Genomic DNA, 20601 nt, shown 5'->3' with positions numbered 1-20601 from the left:
GGGCCGAATCCGGGCCGCATCCGGGCGACACCCGGCCAGACAGACCGCCCGGGTCACGCCGCACCGGTGGCGGTGGGCCGGGCCACACTTACCCGCCGTCCGGGCTATTTCGGTGCGCCCGCGCTACAGTGGACCCGTACGGGTTGCCCGGTCGCAACGGTCGAACACGTCGCCACTATGAACTCCCGCCTCCCCCGGTCCCGTCCGGACGGCGCGGAGAGCTCGGTTCCCTTCTCGATTCTTCGCTCGCTCCTGGAGCACATGAAGCACACGGAGCACACGGAGAATTCCGCGGAGCAGGAGCCGGCAGGAAATCTCGCGATCGGCTGCCGGCAGCAGCACGCGTCCGACCGGGCGCGTCCCAGCGTTCCGAGGGACTATGACCGATACCGATCTGCAGGCGAGCGAGCCTGCCACCACCACCGTCGCCGATGACATCCTCGCGCGCCTCGACGAGGCCGCCGTGACCGAGTCCGTCGACGTCACGACCGATTCCGACGCCGTCGAGATCAGCCAGGACGGCGACCTGCCCGAGCGGTCGTTCGCCGACTTCGGCGTGAGCGAGCCGATCGTCACGGCGCTCTCCGAGGTGGGCATCACCCACCCCTTCCCGATCCAGGCGCTCACCCTGCCGGTGGCGCTCGCCGGCCACGACATCATCGGCCAGGCCAAGACCGGCACCGGCAAGACCCTCGGCTTCGGCATCCCGCTGCTCGAGCGGGTCGTCGGCCCCGGCGAGGAGGGCTGGGACGACCTGCCGGACGCCGGCAAGCCGCAGGCGCTCATCATCGTGCCGACCCGCGAGCTCGCGGTCCAGGTCGCCGGCGACCTCGTCACCGCCGCCCGCAAGCGGCCCGTGCGCGTCGCACAGGTCTACGGCGGTCGTTCCTACGAGCCGCAGATCGAGGCGCTCACCCGCGGGGTCGAGGTCGTCGTCGGCACTCCCGGCCGGATGATCGACCTGCTCAAGCAGCGTTACCTCGTGCTCAATCAGGTGCAGGTGCTCGTGCTCGACGAGGCCGACGAGATGCTCGACCTCGGCTTCCTGCCGGACGTGGAGACCCTGCTCTCGCGCACCCCGGCGAACCGGCACACGATGCTGTTCTCCGCCACGATGCCCGGGGCGGTCATCGCGATGGCCCGGCGCTACATGACCCGGCCCACGCACATCCGCGCCCAGGATCCCGAGGGCTCCGGGGCGGCCGTCGACCTGGTGAGCCAGTTCGTCTACCGCGCCCACGCGATGGACAAGACCGAGATGCTCTCGCGCATCCTCCAGGCCGAGGGCCGGGGTCTGACGATCGTGTTCACCCGCACCAAGCGCACCGCGGCCAAGGTCGCGGACGAACTCGTCGACCGCGGCTTCGCGGCGGCACCGCTGCACGGCGATCTGGGCCAGGGAGCCCGCGAGCAGGCGCTGCGCGCGTTCCGCCACGGCAAGGTGGACGTGCTCGTGGCCACCGACGTCGCGGCCCGCGGCATCGACGTCGACGACGTCACCCACGTCGTCAACTTCCAGTGCCCCGAGGACGACAAGACCTACCTGCACCGGATCGGGCGGACCGCCCGCGCCGGCAACACGGGCACCGCGGTCACGTTCGTCGACTGGGACGACGTGCCTCGCTGGACCCTCATCGACAAGGCCATCGGCCTGAACAAGGGCGAGCCGGTCGAGACCTACTCGTCCTCACCCCACCTGTACACCGACCTGTCGATCCCGGAGGGCACGAAGGGCCGGCTCCCGCGGCAGGCCCGCACCCGCGCCGGGCTCGAGGCCGAGGTCCTCGAGGATCTGGGCGAGACCGGCGGCGGGGCGAAGGGCGCCGGCGGCCGGGGACGCCAGGACCGAGGCGGGCAGTCCGGCCGTCAGGGCGGCCGCTCCGGTCGCCAGGGCGGCCAGTCGGGTCACCAGGGTGGTCAGTCGGGTCGCCAGGGTGGTCAGGGTGGTCAGGGTGGTCAGGGTGGTCAGGGCGGTCAAGCCCAGCGCCGGCAGGCCCCCGGCGAGGGCCAGGGCCGCTCCCGGCGCCGTCGTCGCACACGCGGCGGCAAGCCCGTCGCCGACTCGGGCAGCTGAGACCCACTCCTCCGCGGGTTCCCCGCAACCACACCGAAGCACACCGGATCACACCGGTCCCCGCCCGGGGCGCCCATGCGGCGCTCCGGGCGTCGCTCGTTCCGGGCCGTGCTCGGTCCGGGACCCGCTCAGGCGAGGGTCGCGTCGAACCACTCGCTCACGGGTGCACCACGCCGAGACGCCCCTGGGCCGTGATCGCGGCGAGGACCTCCGGCGAGGTGGTGTTCTCACCGAGCCGGTTCGGTTTGCCCGCCCCGTGGTAGTCGCTCGATCCGGTCCGCAGCAGGCCGTGGCGACCCGCGAGGGCCACGAGTTCGGCCCGCTCGGCGGGAGTGTGGTCGCGGTGGTCCACCTCGAGTCCGGCGAGCCCGGCCTCGACCATCCGCGCGATGACGGCGTCGCTCACCACCCGCCCGCGGCCGCTGGCGCGCGGGTGGGCCATGACCGGCACCCCGCCCGCCGCCCGCACCGCGGCGACGGCGGCGACGGCCTCGGGCGCCGTGTAGCGCACGTAGTAGGGGCTGTGGGGGCTGAGCAGCCCCGCGAACGCCGCGGTACGATCGGGCACGATGCCCAGTCGCACGAGTGCGTCCGCTATGTGGGGCCGCCCGATCGTCGCCCCCGGCGCGGCCTCGGCGAGCACGTCGTCCCAGGAGATCGGCAGGTCCCGGCCGAGTCGGGCGACCATGTCCGCGGCGCGGGTGGCCCGATGGCTGCGGGAGTCGGCGAAGACGCCCGCGAGCGCCGGGTCGGCCGGGTCGTGGAGGTAGGAGAGCAGGTGCACGCTGATGCCCCCGGCGGTGCAGGAGATCTCGGTCCCCCGCACGAGGCTCACCCCGGAGCCGGGCACGGCGGCCTCGGCCTCGGCCCACCCCGCGGTCGTGTCGTGATCGGTCAGCCCCACCACCGTCAGCCCCGCCCGCGCGGCCGCCGCCATGAGCTCGGCCGGGCTCTCGGTGCCGTCCGAGGCGCGCGTGTGGGTATGCAGGTCGATCACTCCGTCAGGGTAGGGCACCGGTTCGCCCGGCGTGGCGCTCGGGATGAGACGATGGGGGCATGTCTGGCGAACACAGCGAGGACGATCCGTCGGCCGATCGCGGTGGCAACCGCTCCCAGCGCCCCGAATCGGCGGCGTTCCGGGAGTTCATCGCGGCCGACTGGGCGCCGCCGGCGAGCACGGTGAGCACAGCCGCGGGCCCGGACGAGGTCGCGGCCTACGCCGCCGCGCGCCGGCGCCGCCTGTCCGAGCAGTTCCCCGGCGAGCGGCTCGTGCTCCCGGCGGGTGGGCTCAAGGTGCGCTCGAACGACACGGACTACCGCTTCCGGCCGCATTCCGCGTTCGCGCACATGACCGGGCTGGGCACGGACGAGGAGCCCGACGCCGTGCTCGTGCTCCATCCCCAGCCGGCCGAGGCGGGCGAGCCGGCCACGGAACACGAGGCGGTGCTGTACTTCCGCCCCCTCGCCTCCCGGGAGAGCGAGGAGTTCTGGGCCGATGCCCGCTACGGGGAGTTCTGGGTGGGCGCCCGCCCGACGTTGGCGGAGCTCGAGACCCGCCTGGGCCTGCCGTGCCGGCACATCGACGAGCTCGCCGACGCCGTCGGAAAGGACGCCGGCGAGGTGACCGTCCGCGTCGTCCCCGGGGCGGACGAGGCGGTGAGCGCGCTCGTCGAACGCATCCGCGTGCAGAACGGCGTGACCTCCGACAGCGAGCACGGCGCGGACGCCGTCCTGGCCGAGTCGCTCTCGGAGCTGCGTCTGACCAAGGACGAGTGGGAGATCGGGCAGCTGCGGGCCGCGGTGGCGGCCTCGGTCGCGGGCTTCGAACAGATCGTGCGGGCGCTGCCCCGTGCCGCCGGGCACCCGCGCGGCGAACGGGTGATCGAGGGCGCCTTCGCCGCCGTCGCGCGGGCGGAGGGCAACGGCACGGGCTACGAGACGATCGCGGCGGCGGGCAACAACGCCACCACCCTCCACTGGATCCGCAACGACGGCCCGGTGCGCGCGGGCGAGCTCGTGCTCGTCGACGCCGGCGTCGAGGCGGACTCGCTCTACACCGCCGACATCACCCGCACGCTCCCGGTGAGCGGGGAGTTCTCCGGCGTGCAGCGCCGCGTCTACCAGGCGGTGCTCGATGCGGCCGACGCCGCGTTCGCCGTCGCCCGCCCCGGGGTGAGGTTCCGCGAGATCCACTCGACCGCGATGGGCGTGCTCGCCGCCCGGCTCGAGGAGTGGGGGCTGCTGCCGGTCGGCGCCGAGGCGGCCCTCGCGCCGCGCGGCCAGCAGCATCGGCGCTGGATGCCGCACGGCACGAGCCACCACCTGGGCCTCGACGTGCACGACTGTGCCCAGGCCCGCCGGGAGATGTACCTCGACGCGGAGCTCGCCCCGGGCATGGTGTTCACGATCGAGCCGGGCCTGTACTTCAAGGAGGACGACCGGGCGATCCCGGCCGAGTACCGCGGGATCGGCGTCCGGATCGAGGACGACGTGCTCGTGACCGGCGACGGCGTGGTCAACCTGAGCGGAGCGCTGCCGCGCCGGCCCGACGACGTCGAGGCGTGGATGGCCTCGCTCCGGCGCGGGTGAGCGCGCCCCCGGCGCACCCGGCGGCCCTCGTGCGGGCGCGGGCGGCGGTTCGAACGACGTGGCCCGCCTGGTCCGTCGGTGCGCTCATCGCCGCGATCCACACGGTGTGGTCGTGGCGGCAGTGGGCCCGCTTCGACTCCCCGAGCTGGGATCTGGGCATCTTCACGCAGCTGATCCAGGACTATTCGCGCCTCGAGGCCCCGATCGTGCCCATCAAGGGCGAGGGCTATTTCCTGCTGGGCGATCACTTCCACCCGCTGCTCGTCGTGCTCGCGCCGTTCTACCGGATGTTCCCGTCGGGCTTCACGCTGCTCGTCGCCCAGAACGTGCTGCTCGGGATCTCGGCCGGGATCCTCACGTGGCTCGGCGTGCGACTGCTCGGTCGCTGGTCCGGGATCGCGATCGGTCTCGCCTACGGCGCGTCGTGGGGCCTGCAGACGGCGGTCGCGAGCCAATTCCACGAGGTCGCCCTCGCGATGCCGCTCCTCGCCGCCTCCCTCACGGCCCTCGTGCTCCGGCGGCACCGGGCGGCCGCCCTGTGGGCGCTGCCGCTGCTCGGGGTCAAGGAGGACCTGGGGCTCACGGTGGCCGCCATCGGGGTGGTCATCGCCCTCCAGGGGGGTCGCCGGCTCGGGGCGGCGCTGGCCGCCGGCGGTGTCGCCGCCTTCGTGCTCGTCACCTCGGTCGTGCTGCCCGCGCTCAACCCCGACGGGGTCTGGGCCTATGCCGAGGATTCCGTCCTCTCGCGGCTGCTGAGCGACCCGGCGGCCACGCTGGCCGGGTTGACGGACGGCGCCGGCACGAAGGCGGGGATGGTCACGCTGTCGCTGGCGATCACGGCCTTCCTCGCACTGCGCTCGCCGATCATCCTCGTCGCGGTGCCGACGTTCGCGTGGCGGCTCACCTCGGACGTCCCCTACCACTGGGGAACCGATTGGCACTATTCCGCCCCGCTCATGATCATCGCGATGGTCGCCCTCGTCGACGGACTGCACCGGCTCGCCGAGCGCACCGAGGCGAGGAGGCGGGCGGGCGGGGCACCGGTCCCCGCCACCGGCCCGGGCGGGAGGTTCCTCGCGCTGCGCGCCCCCGTGCGGGTGCGGGAGGTCGCGACCGGGGTCCTGCTCTTCGCGATCGTGGCGAGTTCCCAGTTCCCGTGGTCGCGACTGGTCGAGCCGGAGTTCTACCGACCGAGCCCGACCGCCGCCGGCGCCCGCGGCGCCCTGGCCACCGTGACTCCCGGCGACCGTGTCGTGACCGACATCACACTCATGGCCTACCTCGTGCCGACGGCCCGCGTCTACTGGCTCGGTCACGACAACCCCGTACCCGACCTGATCGTGCTCGACCGCCATTCGGGCGTCTGGGGCGGCGAGCCTCCCCGGGATGCCGCGGAATGGGGCGAGGATCGGTTCGACGGGTCGACGTTCACCCAGATCTACGACCGGGACGGCTTCCTCGTCGCGGAGCGCGACGGGTGATCGCGGCCGCCCCGAGAAGGGCCGGTTCCATGCCCACCGACCCCATGCAGGTTTGTGCTCACTAGACATTCTTATGTGTCATCTACAATCATGGGTGCCATGACTCAGACTCCAGACACGACAACGACGGTCAGCGGCGCCCACATGGAGGCCGAGCTGATGAGCCAGCCCGACACCTGGGCCCGGGCCGTGGAACTCGCCTCCGACCATGCCGACCTCTTCCCCACCGCCGGACAGCGCGTCGCCGCGATCGGCTGCGGCACCTCCTGGTTCATGGCCCAGAGTTACGCCGCGCTGCGCGAGCGCGCCGGCCTCGGGGAGACCGACGCCTTCGTCGGCTCCGAGCCGCTGCTCGAGCGCGACTACGACCTCGTCGTCGCGATCTCGCGCTCCGGCACCACCTCCGAGATCATCACCGCGATGTCCGCCATCGCCGGCCGTATCCCCGTGCTGGCGATCGTCGGCGCGGCCGACACCCCGATCGGGCGCGCCGCCGACCGGGTCATCGAGACGCCGTTCGCGGACGAGACCTCCGTGGTGCAGACGCGGTTCGCGACGACCGCGCTGACCCTGCTGCGCGCCTCCCTCGGGGAGGACCTCGGCGCGGCGATCGCGGACGCCCGCACCGCCACGACCGCCCCGCTGCCCGAGGCGGCCGTCACCGCCGAGCAGACCACCTTCGTGGGCCTGGGCTGGACCATCGGGCTCGCCCACGAGGCGGCGCTGAAGAACCGCGAGGCCTCCCAGTCCTGGACCGAGTCCTACCCCGCCATGGACTACCGGCACGGCCCCATCGCCATCGCCGCCCCCGGCCGGGTCACCTGGAGCTTCGGCGCCGCCCCCGAGGGTCTCGCCGCCCAGGTGAGCGCCACCGGAGCCACCTTCGTCGAGCATGCCGAACTCGACCCGCTCGCCGATCTCGTCATCGCCCAGCGGGTGGCGCTGGCCCGTGCCCGGGCCGCCGGCCTCGACCCCGACCACCCCCGCGGCCTCACCCGGTCCGTGGTCCTGGACGGCTGAGACCGCCTTGCCCGCCCCCGCGCACTCACCGGCCGCCGCCACCCCGACCGGGGCGGCCGGTGACGTGACCCCGCCGCCGGTCGCCGCCCGCACCGGCGGATTCACGTTGCCCGGACCGGTCGCGGCCTTCGACGTCGGCGGCACCGACATCAAGGCGGGCCTCGTGCACCCGGACGGCTCCATCAGCCACCGCTCGACCACCCCGACCCCGCGCGATCCCGCCCGTCCGGCCGCCGCCGTCGTCGATCGGACGACGCAGCTCGCCGCCGCGATGCCGGGGGCGGTCGCGCTCGGGGTCGTCGTGCCGGGCCTCGTCGACGACGTCCGCGGCGTCGGCGTCTACTCGGCGAACCTCGGCTGGCGCGACGCCCCGTTCGGCGAGCTCCTCGCGGCCGCCACCGACCTGCCGGTCGGATTCAACCACGACGTCACCGCGGCGGCGATCGCCGAGACCACCTTCGGGGCCGCCGCCGGCATCGCCGACGCCGCGGTCGTGGCGATCGGCACGGGCATCGCCGCCGGCCTCATCGTCGACGGCCGCCCGCACCGCGCCCGCGGCTATGCGGGCGAGCTCGGGCACACGGTCGTCGATCCGAGCGGTCCGCTCTGCCCGTGCGGCGCCCGTGGCTGCCTCGAGGCGATCGCCTCGGCCGCCGCCCTCGCCCGCCGCTACACCGAGGTGAGCGGCCGCCCCGCCGCCGGGGCGAGGGAGGTGCTCGCCGCCCGCGCGGCCGGCGACGAGACCGCCGCCCGCATCTGGCAGGAGGGGATCCGGGCACTCGCCGCCGGCCTGCGACAGCTCTCGGCGCTGCTCGCCCCCGAGATCGTCGTCATCGGCGGCGGCCTCATGCGCGCCGGCGACGACCTCTTCACCCCGCTGCGCCGCGAGGCCGAACGCACGTTCACGGTCCATCCCGTGCCGCCGATCGTCGCCGCCACGACCGGACCCGACGCCGGACTCCTCGGCTCGGCCCTCATCGGAGCCGGCGCCCTCACCGGGGACGCCGCATGATCCTCACCTTCACCGCCAATCCGGCCCTCGACGTCACGTACTCCGTGCCGACCTTCCGGCTCGGCTCCTCGCACCGGGTCGACCCGCCGCAGGTGCGCGCGGGCGGCAAGGGCGTCAACGTCGCCCGCGTGCTGCACGAGCAGGGCCGGACCACCTGTGTCATCGCGCCCGCGGGCGGTGGACCGGGCGTGCGGTTCCGGACCGACCTGGACGCGGCCGGTCTGCGCCACCACCTCGTCGAGGTCGCCGCCGACACCCGCACCACCCTCGCCCTCGTGGGCGAGGACACGACGAACATCAACGAGTCCGGCTCGCCGCTGAGCCCGGCCGAGTGGGCCGCGCTGTCCGGGGCGGTCGCCGCCGAACTGGGCGCGCCGGCCGGCCCGGGGGTCGTGCTCGTCTGCTCCGGCTCCACGCCGCCGCACACGCCGCTCGACCTGTTCCCGGGCCTCGTCGAGGCCGCCCACGCCGCCGGGGCGACCGCGATCGTCGACACCTCGGGCCCCCATCTGCTCGCCGCCGCCGACGCCGGGGCCGACGTGCTCAAGCCGAACGACGAGGAGATCCTCGCCGCCCTCGGGGGCACGGACCCGATCGTCGCGGCCCGGCGGCTCGCGGCCCGATCGGGCGGGCTCGTGCTCCTGTCGATGGGACCCGACGGTCTCGCCGCGGTCCGCGACGACGGACCCTGCCTGCACGCCCGCCCCGGACGCCGCCTGCGCGGCAATACGACCGGCGCCGGGGACGCGGCCGTCGCCGCCACCGCCGCCGCGATCGCGGCCGACCCGGACGCGCTCACCACCGGCCTCGACGAGCTCCTGCGCCAGGCGGTCGCCTGGTCCGGCGCCGCGGTCCTCGCCCCGCTCGCGGGGAGCATCACCGACCCCACCCCCCTCCTGCCCGGTATCTCTATCACGGAGTTCTGACATGCCCCTCGTCACCACCGCCGAGTTGTTCACCCGCGCCCGGAACCGGGGGCAGGGCCTGCCCGCGTTCAACGTGCTGCACCTGGAGACCGTCGAGGCGATCGCGGCCGGCGCCGAGCGCACCGGGACGGGCGTCGTGCTGCAGATCTCCCAGAACTGCGTGCGCTACCACGGCGGCCTCGCCCCCCTGGCCGCGGCGAGCCGCGCGGTCGCCGAGTCCTCGAGCGCCCCGCTCTCCCTCCACCTCGACCACGCGGAGGATCTCGACCTCGTGCGCGAGGCCCTCGACCTCGGCTTCTCCTCGGTCATGTACGACGGCGCCACGCTCGACTACCCCGAGAACGTCGCCCGCACGGTCACCGCGGTCTCGGCCGCGCACGCGGTCGGGGCGATCGTCGAGGCGGAACTCGGCGAGATCGGGGGCAAGGACGGCGCCCACGCGCCCGGCGTACGCACGGACCCCGCCGAGGCGGCCCGGTTCGCGGCCGACACGGGTGTCGACGCCCTCGCCGTCGCCGTCGGCAGCTCCCACGCCATGCTCGAACGCACGGCGGAACTCGACACCGACCTCATCGCGGCCATCGCCGCGGCCGTTCCGGTGCCGCTCGTGCTCCACGGGTCCTCGGGGGTGCCGGACGCGTCGATCCAGGCGGGTATCCGGTCCGGTATGGTCAAAGTGAACATTTCCACGCAGTTGAACAAGATGTTCACCGCCGGGGTTCGGGAACGGCTCGGGGCGCAGCCCGACCTGGTCGATTCCCGCAAGTACCTGGGCGCCGGGCGGGACCGCCTTGCGGACGAGGTGGCCCGGCTCGTCGATGTGCTGACCATGGTGACCACGGCTTGAATTGGAGCTGAATAGATGAATCGAGAAGATCGTCTCATTGCGATCCTCGACCTGCTGGGCGAGAGCGGAAGCCTCGGGGTCGGCGACCTCGTCGACACCTTCGGCGTCTCCCCCGCCACGGCCCGCCGGGATCTCGACGTGCTCGCCGATCGGCAGCTCCTCAACCGCACCCACGGCGGGGCGAGCGCGCAGTCCGTCGCCTACGACCTGCCGCTGCGCTACAAGCGCGGGCAGGCCGCCGAGGCGAAGACGGCGATCGCGATCGCGGCCTCGGAGCTCGTCCGGCCGGGGGCCCGGATCGGCCTGACCGGCGGCACGACGTGCACGGCCATCGCCACCCAGCTGAGCCGGCGCAGCGATCTCGAGGACGCCCGCCCAACCGTCGTGACGAACGCGATCAACATCGCCGCCCAGCTCGTGCTGCGCCCGCACATCAAGGTCGTCATGGTCGGCGGGGCGGTGAACCCGCGCTCCTACGAGCTCGCCGGGCCCCTCGCCGAACCGATCCTGCGGCAGATCCGGCTCGACATCGCCTTCGTCGGCATCAACGCCCTCGACCTCAAGGACGGCCCGTTCGTGCACGACGAGAAGGAGGCGCGGGTCAACGCGCTCCTGGCGGGCCGGGCCGGCGAGGCGTGGATGGTCGCCGACTCCTCCAAGCTCGGCAACCAGGCCTTCGCGGCCGTCGGTCCGCTGAGCGACTTCCGCGGCCTCATCACCGACGACGGCATCGCCGATGCCGAGCGCGACGCCCTCCGGGAGCGGGGGCTCGAGGTGCGGATCGTCCATCCCTGAGGGAGTCGTGATGTGGGCCACGGACGAGGCCGCGGGCCCGCCCTAGACTGGCGCCATGACCAGCGTGACCGTCGAGACCATCCGCAGTGCGCTCGAGGGGGTCCTCGACCCCGAGATCCGCCGACCCATCACCGAACTCGACATGGTGCGCGGCGTCGAGCTCTCCCCGACCGGCGCCGCTCGCATCACGATCGCCCTGACCACGGCGGGCTGCCCGCTGCGCGACACGATCACGCGCGACGTCACGAACGCGGCCCTCGGCGCGGGCGCGACCGAGGTCCACGTCGAGATGACGGTCATGACCCCCGAGGAGCGCACCGACCTGCGCACGAAGCTGCGCGGCGGGGTCGCCGAGCCGGTCATCCCGTTCAACGAGCCGGGCAACCTCACCCGCGTGCTCGCCGTCGCCTCCGGCAAGGGGGGTGTGGGCAAGTCCTCGGTCACGGCGAACCTCGCGGCGGCCATGGCGGCCGACGGTCTCAAGGTCGGGGTGCTCGACGCCGACGTCTACGGCTTCTCCATCCCCCGGATGCTCGGCGTCACGATGTCCCCGACGAAGGTCGACGACATGATCCTGCCGCCGCTCGCGGGCGACATCAAGGTCATCTCGATCGGGATGTTCACCCAGCCCGGCCGCCCGGTCGTGTGGCGCGGCCCCATGCTCCACCGCGCGCTCCAGCAGTTCCTCGCGGACGTCTTCTGGGGCGACCTCGACGTGCTCCTGCTCGACCTTCCGCCCGGCACCGGCGACATCGCCATCTCGGTGGCGCAGATGCTGCCCGGCGCGGAGCTGCTCATCGTGACCACTCCCCAGCTCACGGCCGCCGAGGTCGCCGAACGGGCCGGGATCATGGCCCGCCAGACCCAGCAGCGCATTGCCGGGGTCATCGAGAACATGTCGTGGCTCGAGCAGCCCGACGGCTCCCGGCTCGAGGTCTTCGGCTCCGGCGGCGGGCAGCGCGTCGCCGACCGGCTCTCGGAGATCCTCGAGACCGACGTGCCCCTCCTCGGGCAGGTCCCCCTCGAGGTGGCCCTCCGCGAGGGCAGCGACTCCGGCGTGCCCGTGGTCACGAGCGGATCGACCGCCGGCGACATCCTCACCGAGATCTCCCGCAGCCTCACCCACCGGGCCCGCGGACTCGCCGGCCGCAATCTCGCCGTCACGCCCCTGTAGCCGGGTCGCCTGTAGTCGGGTCGCCTGCAGTCAGGTCGCCTGCACAGTCGGGTCGCCTGCAGTCAGGTCGCCTCGGAGTCGAACGGCGCGGGCGGGAGGTCGCTCAGGTCGAGGCCGGCCGGCTCAGCGGGCACCGCGGGCACCGTGGGCGCCGTGGGCTCCGCGGGCTCGGCGAGGAGCGCCGTCGCGACCCCGCCGCCCGCCGGGGCCGTCTCCACTGCGGCGCCCCCCGCTGCGACAGCGGAGCCTCCCGGGGCCGCGCCCACGGCCGGCTCGGGCGGCGGGAGCGGCGCGGACGGTGCCGATGCCGCAGCGGCCTCGCCTGCGTCCGCATGCGTCCCCGGGCCGGTCACCGCGGCGGCTCCGGCGGCTCCGGCAGCCACGGCGGCTCCGGCGGCCCCGGTACCCGCGGCCCGAGCGGCCTCCGTCGCCGCCACGTGCTGGGCGGCCGCGGCCCGGGCCGCGCGCCGCTTCTCGGCCTCGGGGTCGGGCTGCGCGTCGGCGCTCTTGCTCGACGGCAGCACGTCGTCCAGGAGCGCGTCGCGGACGATCCGGCGGGGGTCGTACTGGCGCGGATCGAATTTGGAGAAGTCGAGGTCGGCGATGTCGTCGCCGAGCTCCTCCCGGAGCGCGGAGGTCGCGCCCGTGGCCATGTTCTTGAGGTTCTTCACCAGCCGTGCCAGCTGCTCGGCGTAGTGGGGAAGCCGTTCCGGTCCGATGACGACAACGGCTAGGACGAGGAGGATGAGAATCTCGTCACCGCTGATGTTCATGCGCGTCAGTCTAAGCGATGCGTGCCCGGCTCGGGCGCGCTGCCACCGCCGGGGGCCCCGGTGGCGCTACCATCGCCCCTGACGGCTCAGCCACGACACGGGAGGCCTACCATCGCTGCCGACAAGATCCAGAGTTGGGCCTACACCGAGGAGTTCGCGCTCGAGGATTCCGACGCGCTCGCCGCGGCGCACGCCCGGTCCGCCGAATTCGGCCTCGACCCGGTCTCCGCGGGCACGGGTGCGACGCTGCGACTCATCGCCGCCCTCCTCGACGCCCGGGCCGTGGCCGAGGTCGGCACGGGCACCGGCGTCTCGGGGCTGTGGCTCCTCGGAGGCATGAATCCCGAGGGCGTCCTCACCACGATCGACGCCGAGATGGAGCATCAGCGCGCCGCGAAGGAGGCGTTCGCCGCCGCGGGCGTCAAGTCCACCCGAACCCGCACGATCTCCGGGCGGGCGCTCGAGGTGCTCCCCCGGCTCGCCGACGCCGCCTACGATCTCGTGGTCATCGACTGCGACCCCGACCGCGCGGGCGACTATTGCGAGCAGGGCCTGCGGATGCTCCGCCCCGGCGGGGCGATCGCCGTGGTCAACGCCCTCTGGCACGATCGGGTCGCCGACCCGGCCCGCCGAGACGAGTCGACCGTGGCCATGCGCGAACTCGGCAGGCAGTTCCGTGCGGACGAGCGCCTCGTCACGGGACTCCTCCCGGTCGGCGGGGGCCTCCTGACCGCCGTGCGTCAGTAGTCGCGCAGGAACCGCAGCAGGGTGCGCGCGCCGAATCCGGTCGCGCCCTCGGTGAGGATGCCCGTGGTTCGCGCCGCCCGCCCCGGGCCGGCGATGTCGAGGTGCGCCCAGGGCACGTCCCCGGCGAAGTGGCGTAGGAACAGGGCGGCCGTGATCGAGCCGCCGCCCACGTGCCGGTCCCGGCTGATGTGGCTCAGGTCGGCCACCGGGGAGGTGAGCGCGGCGGCGTAGTCGTCCACGAGCGGCATGCGCCACAGCGCCTCGCCCGTCTGCTCGCCCGCGCTCTCGAGGCCGTGCGCGAGTCGGTCGGCGGTGGCGTACAGGGCGCCGTGCTCCTTGCCGAGGCCGAGGCTCGCCGCCCCCGTGAGGGTGGCGACGTCGATCATCGCCTCGGGCTCGTAGTGTGCGCGCGCCCAGGCCATGCCGTCGGCGAGCACCATCCGGCCCTCGGCGTCGGTGTTCCCGATCTCGACCGTGGTGCCGTCGGCGATCGTCACGATGTCACCGGGGCGGTAGGAGCCGCCGGAGAACGCGTTCTCGGCCATGGGCAGCACGCCCACGACCGAGGTGGCCACGCCGGCCTCGGCCGCGCCGAGGACCGCGGCGAGCACCGCCGCCGCCCCCGCCATGTCGGTCTTCATCGGGACCATCGCGGCCCGGGGCTTGATGCTGATGCCGCCGGTGTCGTAGGTGATCCCCTTGCCCACGAGCACGATCCGGCCCGGCTCGGCGCCGGCGGGGGTGTATTCGACCACGACGAGCCGCGGCGGCGTGGCCGAGCCGTTCCCGACGGCCGCGAGGCCGCCGAGCCCGTGCTCGCGTATCCACTGCTCGTCGTGCACGCGCACCCGCGTGGTGGCGGCACTCCCCCCGGAGCGCCGCCCGAGGGCCTCGACCGCGTCGACCGCCTGCTCGGCGAACCACTGCGGGTTCTTGACGTTGCTCGGCGTCGCGGCCCACCGGCGGGCGACGACGGTCGCCTCGGCCGAGCAGAGCCCGCCGGCGAGCGCGTCCGGGTCCACGCCGACGAGCCGGAACTGGTCGGCGGGCCCCGTCGGGCCCGGGCCCGCGCCGCGGAACGGGTGCCGGTAGGAGGCGAGCACGAGCCCCTCGACCAGGGCCGTGGCCGCCGGGTCCGTCAGCCCGGCCAGGTCGGCGATCGCCACCACCTGGCCCGGGCGCGCCGCCCGGGCGATGGCCGCGCCCGCCCGCCGCGCGTCGACGGCGGAGCCGTCCCCGACTCCGGCGAAGAGGAGCAGGGGCGGAAACTGGGCCCAGCGGTCGTCGTCCGCAATCACGGGCAGGGGCAGTGAGACCGCCTGCCCGGCCGCGCCCGTGACCTCGAGCCGCGCGAGCGTGCCCGCCAGGTCGAGGCCGAAACCGGCCGCGAGATCGGCACCCGCGCCGGACCCCGGCAGGAGCTCCGGCGCGTCCTCGCCGGGCGCGACGAGCAGCACGAGCGCGTCGACGCCGTCGAGGGCGCCGAACGCGTCCGTCGCACTCAGCAGCGGCAGAGCCGCCGTCATCAGGGTGCGACCGCGCTGAGCGCCTCGCTGAGTTCGGATGCCTCCGTGGCGTTCAGCTCGACCACGAGTCGCCCTCCACCTTCAAGCGGTACGCGCATGATGATGCCGCGCCCTTCCTTGGTCACTTCAAGGGGTCCGTCACCGGTCCGGGGCTTCATGGCCGCCATGTGCTCATCCCTGTCTGTCGAGTTGGTCGTGGCCGACCGGACGGCGGCTCGGGGCCTCCTGCCGGTCGCGTGTCCACGGGACGGTCCCTATTCTATGTCAGCGCCGGGCCCGGTCTGCTCTTCGGCCGGGCGAGGCCCGGGATTCCGCGGCATTCCCGCTGCCGCGGCGCTGGGTGCGGGGGCCCGCTCGGCGGGCGGCGGTTCGAGCGAGAGCCCGACCCGGCCCCGGCCGGCCGCGATCGCGCCGACGACGACGGCCGCCGCCATGACGGCGAAGGCGGCCATGACCCACGCGTCGGCGCTCATCCCTCGACCGGCTCCCCCCGCTGCTGCGCGACGGCCTGCTGCTCGCGCAGCACGGCGTCGGCGTTGGCGATATAGGCCACGGCCTCGACCGGATCGTCGGTCATGTGCATGAGGTCGACGTCGGTCGGCCCGATCGCCCCCCGACCGCCGGGAGCCGAACGCAGCCAGTCGAGCAGGCCTCCCCAGTACTCGCTGCCCATGAGCACGATCGGGAACCGGCGCACCTTGCCGGTCTGCACGAGGGTGAGCGCCTCGAAGAGCTCGTCCAGGGTGCCGAAGCCGCCGGGGAGCACGATGAACCCCTGGGCGTACTTGACGAACATCGTCTTGCGGGCGAAGAAGTAGCGGAAGTTCACTCCCAGGTCGACGTAGGGGTTCATCCCCTGCTCGAACGGCAGCTCGATCCCGAGGCCGACCGACGTGCCGCCCGAGGCCTTCGCGCCCTTGTTCGCGGCCTCCATGACGCCCGGCCCGCCGCCGGTGATGACCGCATAGCCCGCCGCGACGAGTTCGCGGGCCACCCGACCGCCGAGCTCGTACTCGGGGGAGCCGTCGTGGAACCGGGCCGAGCCGAAGACGCTCACCGCCGGGCCGAGGTCGGCGAGGGCGCCGAAGCCCTCGATGAACTCGGCCTGGATGCGCATGACCCGCCACGGGTCCGAGTGGAGCCAGTCCGGCTCCTCGTCCGCCGGCTCGAGGAGCCGTTCGTCGGTCGTCTTCTCGGGGATGAGCTTGCCGCTCAGCCGAACGGGGCCGCGCTGGTGGTAGTAGGCGGGATCGTGCGTCATGGAGGGTCCTCGGTTCAGGCGTGGGTGTCGTGCAGGATGCGGGCCGCTTCGGCCAACGACCCCGACAGGGATGGATAGACGGTGAAGGCGCTGGCCACCTGGTCGACCGTCAGCTGGTTCGTGACGGCGAGCGTGATCGGGTAGATGAGTTCGGAGGCGCTCGGGGCGACGACCACCCCGCCGAGCACGAGCCCCGAGGCGCGGTGGGCGAACAGCTTGATGAACCCCTCGCGGATGCCCTGCATCTTCGCCCGCGGGTTGCGGGCGAGGGGCACCATCGCGACCTGGCCGCGGACCCGGCCGGAGGTGATGTCGGACTCGCTGATCCCGACCGTGGCGATCTCGGGGGCGGTGAAGATGTTGGCGCTCGCGTGGGCGAGGTCGAGGGGCGCCACCGCGTCGCCGAGGGCGTGCCACATCGCGATCCGGCCCTGCATGGCGGCCACGGAGGCGAGGGCGTGCACGCCGGTGCAGTCCCCCGCGGCGTAGATGCCGCGGGCGGTCGTGCGGGAGACCCGGTCGACGTCGATGTGCCCGGCCTCGGTCGTGCGCACCCCGGCCTCGTCGAGCCCGAGGTCCTCGGTGTTCGGCACGGACCCGACGGCGACCAGGCAATGGGATCCGGCCACGACCCGGCCGTCCGCGAGTTCGACCTCGACCCCGTCGCCGGCCCCCGAAGTCACCCGGCGCACGGCGGCGGCCCGGGACCGGGAGAGCACGGTCATTCCGCGGCGACGGAACGCCCCCTCGATCACCTCGGCCGCATCCTGGTCCTCCCCGGGGAGCACCCGGTCGCGGGAGGAGACGAGGGTGACCTTCGCGCCGAGTCCCGTGTAGGCGCCGGCGAACTCGGCCCCCGTGACCCCCGATCCGACGACGATCAGGTGTTCGGGCAGCTCCGTCAGGCCGTACACCTGGGTCCACGTGAGGATCCGTTCGCCGTCCGGCTCGGCGGTGGGCAGCACGCGGGGCCGGGCCCCGGTCGAGAGCAGCACGACGTCGGCCTCGATCACCCGCCCGTCCGCCACGACCTCGCCGTTGGCGTCGAGGCGGCCGTGGGCGTCGACGATCGCGACCCCCTCGCGTTCGAGGCGGGTGCGGATGTCCCTCGACTGGGCCGCCGCGAGCGTGAGCACCCGCGAGTCCATGCGGGCGAAGTCCACGGTCAATTCGCCCTCGTGCCCGCACGCGGCCTCGAGGCCGAGCTCGTGCGCGCTCTCGGTCATCGTCGCCTGTTCGGCGGTCGCGATGAGCGCCTTCGAGGGGACGACGTCGGTGAGCACCGCCGAGCCGCCGATCCCCTGCCGCTCGACCACGGTCACCTCGGCGCCGAGCTGCGCCGCGACGAGGGCCGCCTCGTACCCGCCCGGTCCCCCGCCCACGATCGCGACCCGGGCGTGGTCGCGGAACCCGCGCCGCCCCCCGCGTTCCGCCGTTCGGGTGGCCGTCGGTGCCGGTGCGGCGGCCGGTGCGGTGGCCGGTGGATTCGGGGTGATGGGGATCGGTGCGGTGGCGGAGAGCGGAGTGGTCACGGCTGCCATTGTGCCGTGCATCGACCGATGCTCACGATATCTTCGGTGGATGACTCCCGCCGCCGAGCCCGACGAGGCCGCCTCCCCCCGCCGACTCGCCCAGGACGCGGCCCGCGTGATCCTCGACGCCGCCGGACTCGACCGGGTCGACATCGCGCTCGTGCTCGGCTCCGGCTGGGGCGGGGCCGCGGACGTGCTGGGCGAGACCGTCGCCGAGCTGCCGGCCGGCGAGGTTCCCGGCTTCGCCGCCTCGGGCGTGCCGGGCCACAGCGGCACCCTGCGGGTCGTGCGCTTCGCGGCCGGCGCGGACGGGTCGCCCAGGCACGCGCTCGTGCTCGGCGCCCGCACCCACTTCTACGAGGGCCGCGGGGTGCGGGCCGTCGCGCACGGCGTGCGGTGCGCGGCCGCGGCCGGCGCGCACACGGTCGTGCTGACCAACGGCTGCGGCGGCCTCGACCCCGAGTGGGCGCCCGGCACCCCGGTGCTCATCAGCGACCACCTCAACCTCACGGCGGCCTCCCCGCTCGAGGGGGCGACGTTCGTCGACCTGACCGACCTGTACTCGTCGCGGCTGCGCCGGGCCGCCCGCGCGATCGACCCGACCCTCGCCGAGGGCGTGTACCTGCAGATGCGCGGCCCCCACTACGAGACCCCGGCGGAGGTGCGGATGGCCCGCACGCTCGGGGCCGACCTCGTGGGCATGAGCACCGCGCTCGAGGCGATCGCGGCCCGGGAGGCCGGGCTGGAGATCCTCGGCCTCTCCCTCGTGACGAACCTCGCCGCCGGGATCTCGCCCACCCCGCTCGCCCACGACGACGTCGTGGCCGCCGGCCGGGCCGCGGCACCCCGGCTCGCCGGGCTGCTGGCCGAGATCGTCCGCACCATCGCCTGAAGCCACCCGCCCACGACCATCACGACGCCGAAGGAGAGACATGCCCACGCCGACCGAACTCCACGAACGCGTACGAGCCTGGATCGACGACGATCCGGACCCGGGCACGGCGGCCGAGCTGACCGACGTCCTCACGCGTGCCCGGGCGGGCGACGCGGGCGCCGAGGCGGATCTCGCGGACCGGTTCGCCGGCCTCCTGCAGTTCGGCACGGCCGGCCTGCGCGGGCGGCTCGGGGGCGGTCCGGCGCGGATGAACCGGGCCGTCGTGATCCGGGCCGCGGCCGGGCTCTCGGCCCACCTGTGGCGCGTGCTCGGGGCGGCGCCGACCGTGGTCATCGGATTCGACGCCCGCCACGGCTCCGCGGTGTTCGCCCGGGACACCGCCGAGATCGTCGCGGCGGCGGGCGGGCGGGCGCTGCTGTTCGATGCGACCTGTCCGACGCCGCTGCTCGCGTTCGCGGTGCGGCAGCTGGAGGCCGATGCGGGGGTCATGGTCACCGCCTCGCACAATCCGCCGCGCGACAACGGCTACAAGGTCTACCTCGGGGGGCGGGCGAGCGACGTGGCCGGGCGCGGGGTGCAGATCGTTCCGCCCGCGGACGCCGAGATCGCCGCGGCCATCGCGGCGGTGCCCTCGGTCGCCGCCGTGGACCGCAGCGAGGAATCAGCCCGCGCGAACGGCGGGAGCATCTCGATCGTCGGCCCGGAGCTCGTGGACGCCTACGTGGCCGCGGCGATCGGGAGCGGCGGGGACGCCGCGGCGACCCCGGCCGGGCTGCGGATCGTGCTCACCCCGATGCACGGGGTGGGCGGGGCGGTGGCCACGCGGGTGCTCGCGGAGGCCGGCTTCGAGAACGTAACGCTCGTGGCCGAGCAGGCCGAGCCCGACCCGGACTTTCCCACCGTGGCCTTCCCGAACCCGGAGGAGCCCGGCGCCCTCGACCTGGCCATCGCGACCGCCCGGGCCGCGGGCGCGGACCTGATCATCGCGAACGATCCCGACGCCGACCGGGTCTCGATCGCCGTCCCCGCCGGCGACGGGTGGCGCCAGCTCACCGGTGACGAGGTGGGCGCCCTCCTGGGCGAGTACCTCGGATCCCGCACCGAGACGGGGGTGTTCGCGAACTCGATCGTCTCCTCCCGCCTGCTCGAGCGGATCGCGGCCGACCACGGCCTCGAGCATCGCACCACCCTCACCGGCTTCAAGTGGATCAGCCGCACCCCGGGGCTGGTCTACGGCTACGAGGAGGCGCTCGGCTACTGCGTCGACCCCGACCGGGTGCGGGACAAGGACGGCATCACCGCCGGCCTCGCGATCGCCCGGCTCGCCGAGGAGTCCGCCCGGGCGGGCCGGACCCTCGCGGACCTGCTCGACGACCTCGCGCGCCGGCACGGCCTCTACGCGACCGCTCCCCTGTCGGTGCGGATGGCCGACCTCGCCGACATTCCGGCGGCGATGACCCGGCTGCGGGGACAGGGGCCGGCGACCCTCGCCGGTTCGCCCGTGACCTCGGCCATCGACCTGGCGGGCGGCGGCGACCTGCCGCCCACCGACGGCCTCGTCTACCTGACCGAGTCGGGCGACCGGGTGGTCGTGCGCCCCTCGGGAACCGAGCCGAAGATCAAGTGCTACCTCGAGGTGGTGCTCCCGGTCACCGGTGAGGTCGCCCCCGTCCGCGAGCGCGCGGCCGAGCGGTTGGCACGGTTGAGCACGGACATCGCGGCGGCGGCCGGGATCGGCTGAGCCTGGATCCACCGTTCGGGTCGTGGTGATGGTGTGAGGTCCGGGTTCTGGCGGGTCGGGTCGTGTGGGCATGGCGGGGCCGCCGGTCTGCCCGGCTTTTCCACTTGTGTTCCGGTCGTGCCCGTGGGGGCCGGTGGTCAGGTCCTCGGGGCTGGGGGTGGCCCGCAGGCAGCGACATAGAGCGCTTCCCAGGGGCCTTGATGGGCCC

19 protein-coding genes are annotated in these 20601 nt (G+C 74.2%); 12 read left to right on the top strand and 7 right to left on the bottom strand.

The annotated features are described in order from the left end of the window. Positions 1 to 379 precede the first annotated feature (379 nt). Entirely contained in the window at positions 380 to 2074 is a 1695-nt protein-coding gene (locus tag GCG21_RS13885) for a DEAD/DEAH box helicase (protein ID WP_152910275.1), read from the top strand. 157 nt (positions 2075 to 2231) lie between these two features. Here GCG21_RS13885 and GCG21_RS13880 read toward each other — a convergent pair whose 3' ends face one another. After that, positions 2232 to 3071 (bottom strand): PHP domain-containing protein, encoded by an 840-nt coding sequence (locus GCG21_RS13880; protein WP_370517526.1) that lies wholly within the window; start codon positions 3069 to 3071, stop codon positions 2232 to 2234. Positions 3072 to 3130: 59 nt separating this feature from the next. Between GCG21_RS13880 and GCG21_RS13875 the strand changes: the two genes are divergently transcribed. From GCG21_RS13875 to GCG21_RS13840, 8 genes are all read left to right on the top strand, one after another. After that, complete coding sequence (locus tag GCG21_RS13875; protein WP_152910274.1) at positions 3131 to 4663, top strand: aminopeptidase P family protein; 1533 nt, start codon at positions 3131 to 3133, stop codon at positions 4661 to 4663. Then, the gene (locus tag GCG21_RS13870) at positions 4660 to 6144 is read left to right on the top strand and encodes a DUF2079 domain-containing protein (protein WP_152910273.1); all 1485 of its coding nucleotides are present in this window, start codon (positions 4660 to 4662) and stop codon (positions 6142 to 6144) included. Before GCG21_RS13875 ends, GCG21_RS13870 begins: the two co-directional genes overlap by 4 nt. A 99-nt stretch (positions 6145 to 6243) precedes the next feature. Continuing rightward, entirely contained in the window at positions 6244 to 7164 is a 921-nt protein-coding gene (locus GCG21_RS13865) for an SIS domain-containing protein (RefSeq protein WP_227993850.1), read from the top strand. Positions 7165 to 7171: 7 nt separating this feature from the next. Then, positions 7172 to 8176 carry an ROK family protein gene (locus GCG21_RS13860; protein ID WP_227993849.1) on the top strand — a complete coding sequence of 335 codons (1005 nt, stop codon included), beginning with the start codon at positions 7172 to 7174 and terminating at the stop codon, positions 8174 to 8176. Further along, complete coding sequence (locus tag GCG21_RS13855) at positions 8173 to 9102, top strand: 1-phosphofructokinase family hexose kinase (RefSeq protein WP_152910272.1); 930 nt, start codon at positions 8173 to 8175, stop codon at positions 9100 to 9102. Before GCG21_RS13860 ends, GCG21_RS13855 begins: the two co-directional genes overlap by 4 nt. A gap of 1 nt (position 9103) precedes the next feature. Beyond that, on the top strand, positions 9104 to 9949 hold the full coding sequence (locus tag GCG21_RS13850; protein ID WP_152910271.1) for a class II fructose-bisphosphate aldolase: 846 nt from the start codon (positions 9104 to 9106) through the stop codon (positions 9947 to 9949). A 15-nt stretch (positions 9950 to 9964) separates the two neighbouring features. Then, on the top strand, positions 9965 to 10744 hold the full coding sequence (locus tag GCG21_RS13845; RefSeq protein ID WP_152910270.1) for a DeoR/GlpR family DNA-binding transcription regulator: 780 nt from the start codon (positions 9965 to 9967) through the stop codon (positions 10742 to 10744). 55 nt (positions 10745 to 10799) lie between these two features. Next, positions 10800 to 11918 (top strand): Mrp/NBP35 family ATP-binding protein, encoded by a 1119-nt coding sequence (locus GCG21_RS13840; RefSeq protein ID WP_152910269.1) that lies wholly within the window; start codon positions 10800 to 10802, stop codon positions 11916 to 11918. Between the two features lie 62 nt (positions 11919 to 11980). Here the strand turns inward: GCG21_RS13840 and GCG21_RS16380 are convergent, their stop codons facing one another. After that, a complete protein-coding gene (locus GCG21_RS16380; protein WP_194165110.1) occupies positions 11981 to 12691 on the bottom strand; it encodes a hypothetical protein in 711 nt (236 codons plus the stop codon). A 60-nt stretch (positions 12692 to 12751) separates the two neighbouring features. Between GCG21_RS16380 and GCG21_RS13830 the strand changes: the two genes are divergently transcribed. After that, complete coding sequence (locus GCG21_RS13830; protein WP_370460124.1) at positions 12752 to 13438, top strand: O-methyltransferase; 687 nt, start codon at positions 12752 to 12754, stop codon at positions 13436 to 13438. Here GCG21_RS13830 and GCG21_RS13825 read toward each other — a convergent pair. The 5 genes from GCG21_RS13825 to GCG21_RS13805 form a co-directional block, all read right to left on the bottom strand. Next, positions 13432 to 14964 carry a M17 family metallopeptidase gene (locus GCG21_RS13825; RefSeq protein WP_152910268.1) on the bottom strand — a complete coding sequence of 511 codons (1533 nt, stop codon included), beginning with the start codon at positions 14962 to 14964 and terminating at the stop codon, positions 13432 to 13434. The two genes, GCG21_RS13830 and GCG21_RS13825, sit on opposite strands and share 7 nt — an antisense overlap. Continuing rightward, the gene (locus GCG21_RS13820; RefSeq protein WP_152910267.1) at positions 14964 to 15131 is read right to left on the bottom strand and encodes a DUF3117 domain-containing protein; all 168 of its coding nucleotides are present in this window, start codon (positions 15129 to 15131) and stop codon (positions 14964 to 14966) included. Before GCG21_RS13820 ends, GCG21_RS13825 begins: the two co-directional genes overlap by 1 nt. 87 nt (positions 15132 to 15218) lie before the next feature. Beyond that, a complete protein-coding gene (locus tag GCG21_RS13815; protein ID WP_152910266.1) occupies positions 15219 to 15437 on the bottom strand; it encodes a hypothetical protein in 219 nt (72 codons plus the stop codon). Continuing rightward, a complete protein-coding gene (locus GCG21_RS13810) occupies positions 15434 to 16225 on the bottom strand; it encodes a TIGR00730 family Rossman fold protein (protein WP_152910265.1) in 792 nt (263 codons plus the stop codon). The genes GCG21_RS13815 and GCG21_RS13810 overlap by 4 nt, the downstream gene beginning before the upstream one ends. Positions 16226 to 16239: 14 nt before the next feature. Next, positions 16240 to 17607, bottom strand: coding sequence for an NAD(P)H-quinone dehydrogenase (locus GCG21_RS13805; protein WP_370517530.1), 1368 nt, complete (start codon positions 17605 to 17607; stop codon positions 16240 to 16242). Between the two features lie 199 nt (positions 17608 to 17806). Here GCG21_RS13805 and GCG21_RS13800 point away from each other — a divergent pair, with 199 nt between their 5' ends. Both GCG21_RS13800 and GCG21_RS13795 read left to right on the top strand, forming a co-directional pair. Next, positions 17807 to 18649 (top strand): purine-nucleoside phosphorylase, encoded by an 843-nt coding sequence (locus GCG21_RS13800; protein ID WP_152910264.1) that lies wholly within the window; start codon positions 17807 to 17809, stop codon positions 18647 to 18649. Between the two features lie 40 nt (positions 18650 to 18689). Beyond that, a complete protein-coding gene (locus GCG21_RS13795; RefSeq protein WP_152910263.1) occupies positions 18690 to 20393 on the top strand; it encodes a phospho-sugar mutase in 1704 nt (567 codons plus the stop codon). The last annotated feature ends 208 nt before the right edge of the window (positions 20394 to 20601 follow it).

Source organism: Pseudactinotalea sp. HY160 (genome assembly GCF_009372055.1).
Classification (GTDB): Bacteria; Actinomycetota; Actinomycetes; order Actinomycetales; family Beutenbergiaceae; genus HY158.
The sequence above is the reverse complement of the archived record's forward strand: the minus strand, read 5'-3'. Positions and strand labels throughout refer to the sequence as shown.

Bases quoted from the DNA above. Each gene is read 5' to 3' on its own strand.
- GCG21_RS16380 (WP_194165110.1), bottom strand. From the start codon at position 12,691: ATGAACATCAGCGGTGACGAGATTCTCATCCTCCTCGTCCTAGCCGTT.
- GCG21_RS13850 (WP_152910271.1), top strand. From the start codon at position 9,104: ATGCCCCTCGTCACCACCGCCGAGTTGTTCACCCGCGCCCGGAACCGG.
- GCG21_RS13875 (WP_152910274.1), top strand. From the start codon at position 3,131: ATGTCTGGCGAACACAGCGAGGACGATCCGTCGGCCGATCGCGGTGGC.
- GCG21_RS13820 (WP_152910267.1), bottom strand. From the start codon at position 15,131: ATGGCGGCCATGAAGCCCCGGACCGGTGACGGACCCCTTGAAGTGACC.
- GCG21_RS13815 (WP_152910266.1), bottom strand. From the start codon at position 15,437: ATGAGCGCCGACGCGTGGGTCATGGCCGCCTTCGCCGTCATGGCGGCG.
- GCG21_RS13840 (WP_152910269.1), top strand. From the start codon at position 10,800: ATGACCAGCGTGACCGTCGAGACCATCCGCAGTGCGCTCGAGGGGGTC.
- GCG21_RS13795 (WP_152910263.1), top strand. From the start codon at position 18,690: ATGCCCACGCCGACCGAACTCCACGAACGCGTACGAGCCTGGATCGAC.
- GCG21_RS13885 (WP_152910275.1), top strand. From the start codon at position 380: ATGACCGATACCGATCTGCAGGCGAGCGAGCCTGCCACCACCACCGTC.
- GCG21_RS13855 (WP_152910272.1), top strand. From the start codon at position 8,173: ATGATCCTCACCTTCACCGCCAATCCGGCCCTCGACGTCACGTACTCC.
- GCG21_RS13845 (WP_152910270.1), top strand. From the start codon at position 9,965: ATGAATCGAGAAGATCGTCTCATTGCGATCCTCGACCTGCTGGGCGAG.
- GCG21_RS13825 (WP_152910268.1), bottom strand. From the start codon at position 14,964: ATGACGGCGGCTCTGCCGCTGCTGAGTGCGACGGACGCGTTCGGCGCC.
- GCG21_RS13810 (WP_152910265.1), bottom strand. From the start codon at position 16,225: ATGACGCACGATCCCGCCTACTACCACCAGCGCGGCCCCGTTCGGCTG.
- GCG21_RS13800 (WP_152910264.1), top strand. From the start codon at position 17,807: ATGACTCCCGCCGCCGAGCCCGACGAGGCCGCCTCCCCCCGCCGACTC.
- GCG21_RS13865 (WP_227993850.1), top strand. From the start codon at position 6,244: ATGACTCAGACTCCAGACACGACAACGACGGTCAGCGGCGCCCACATG.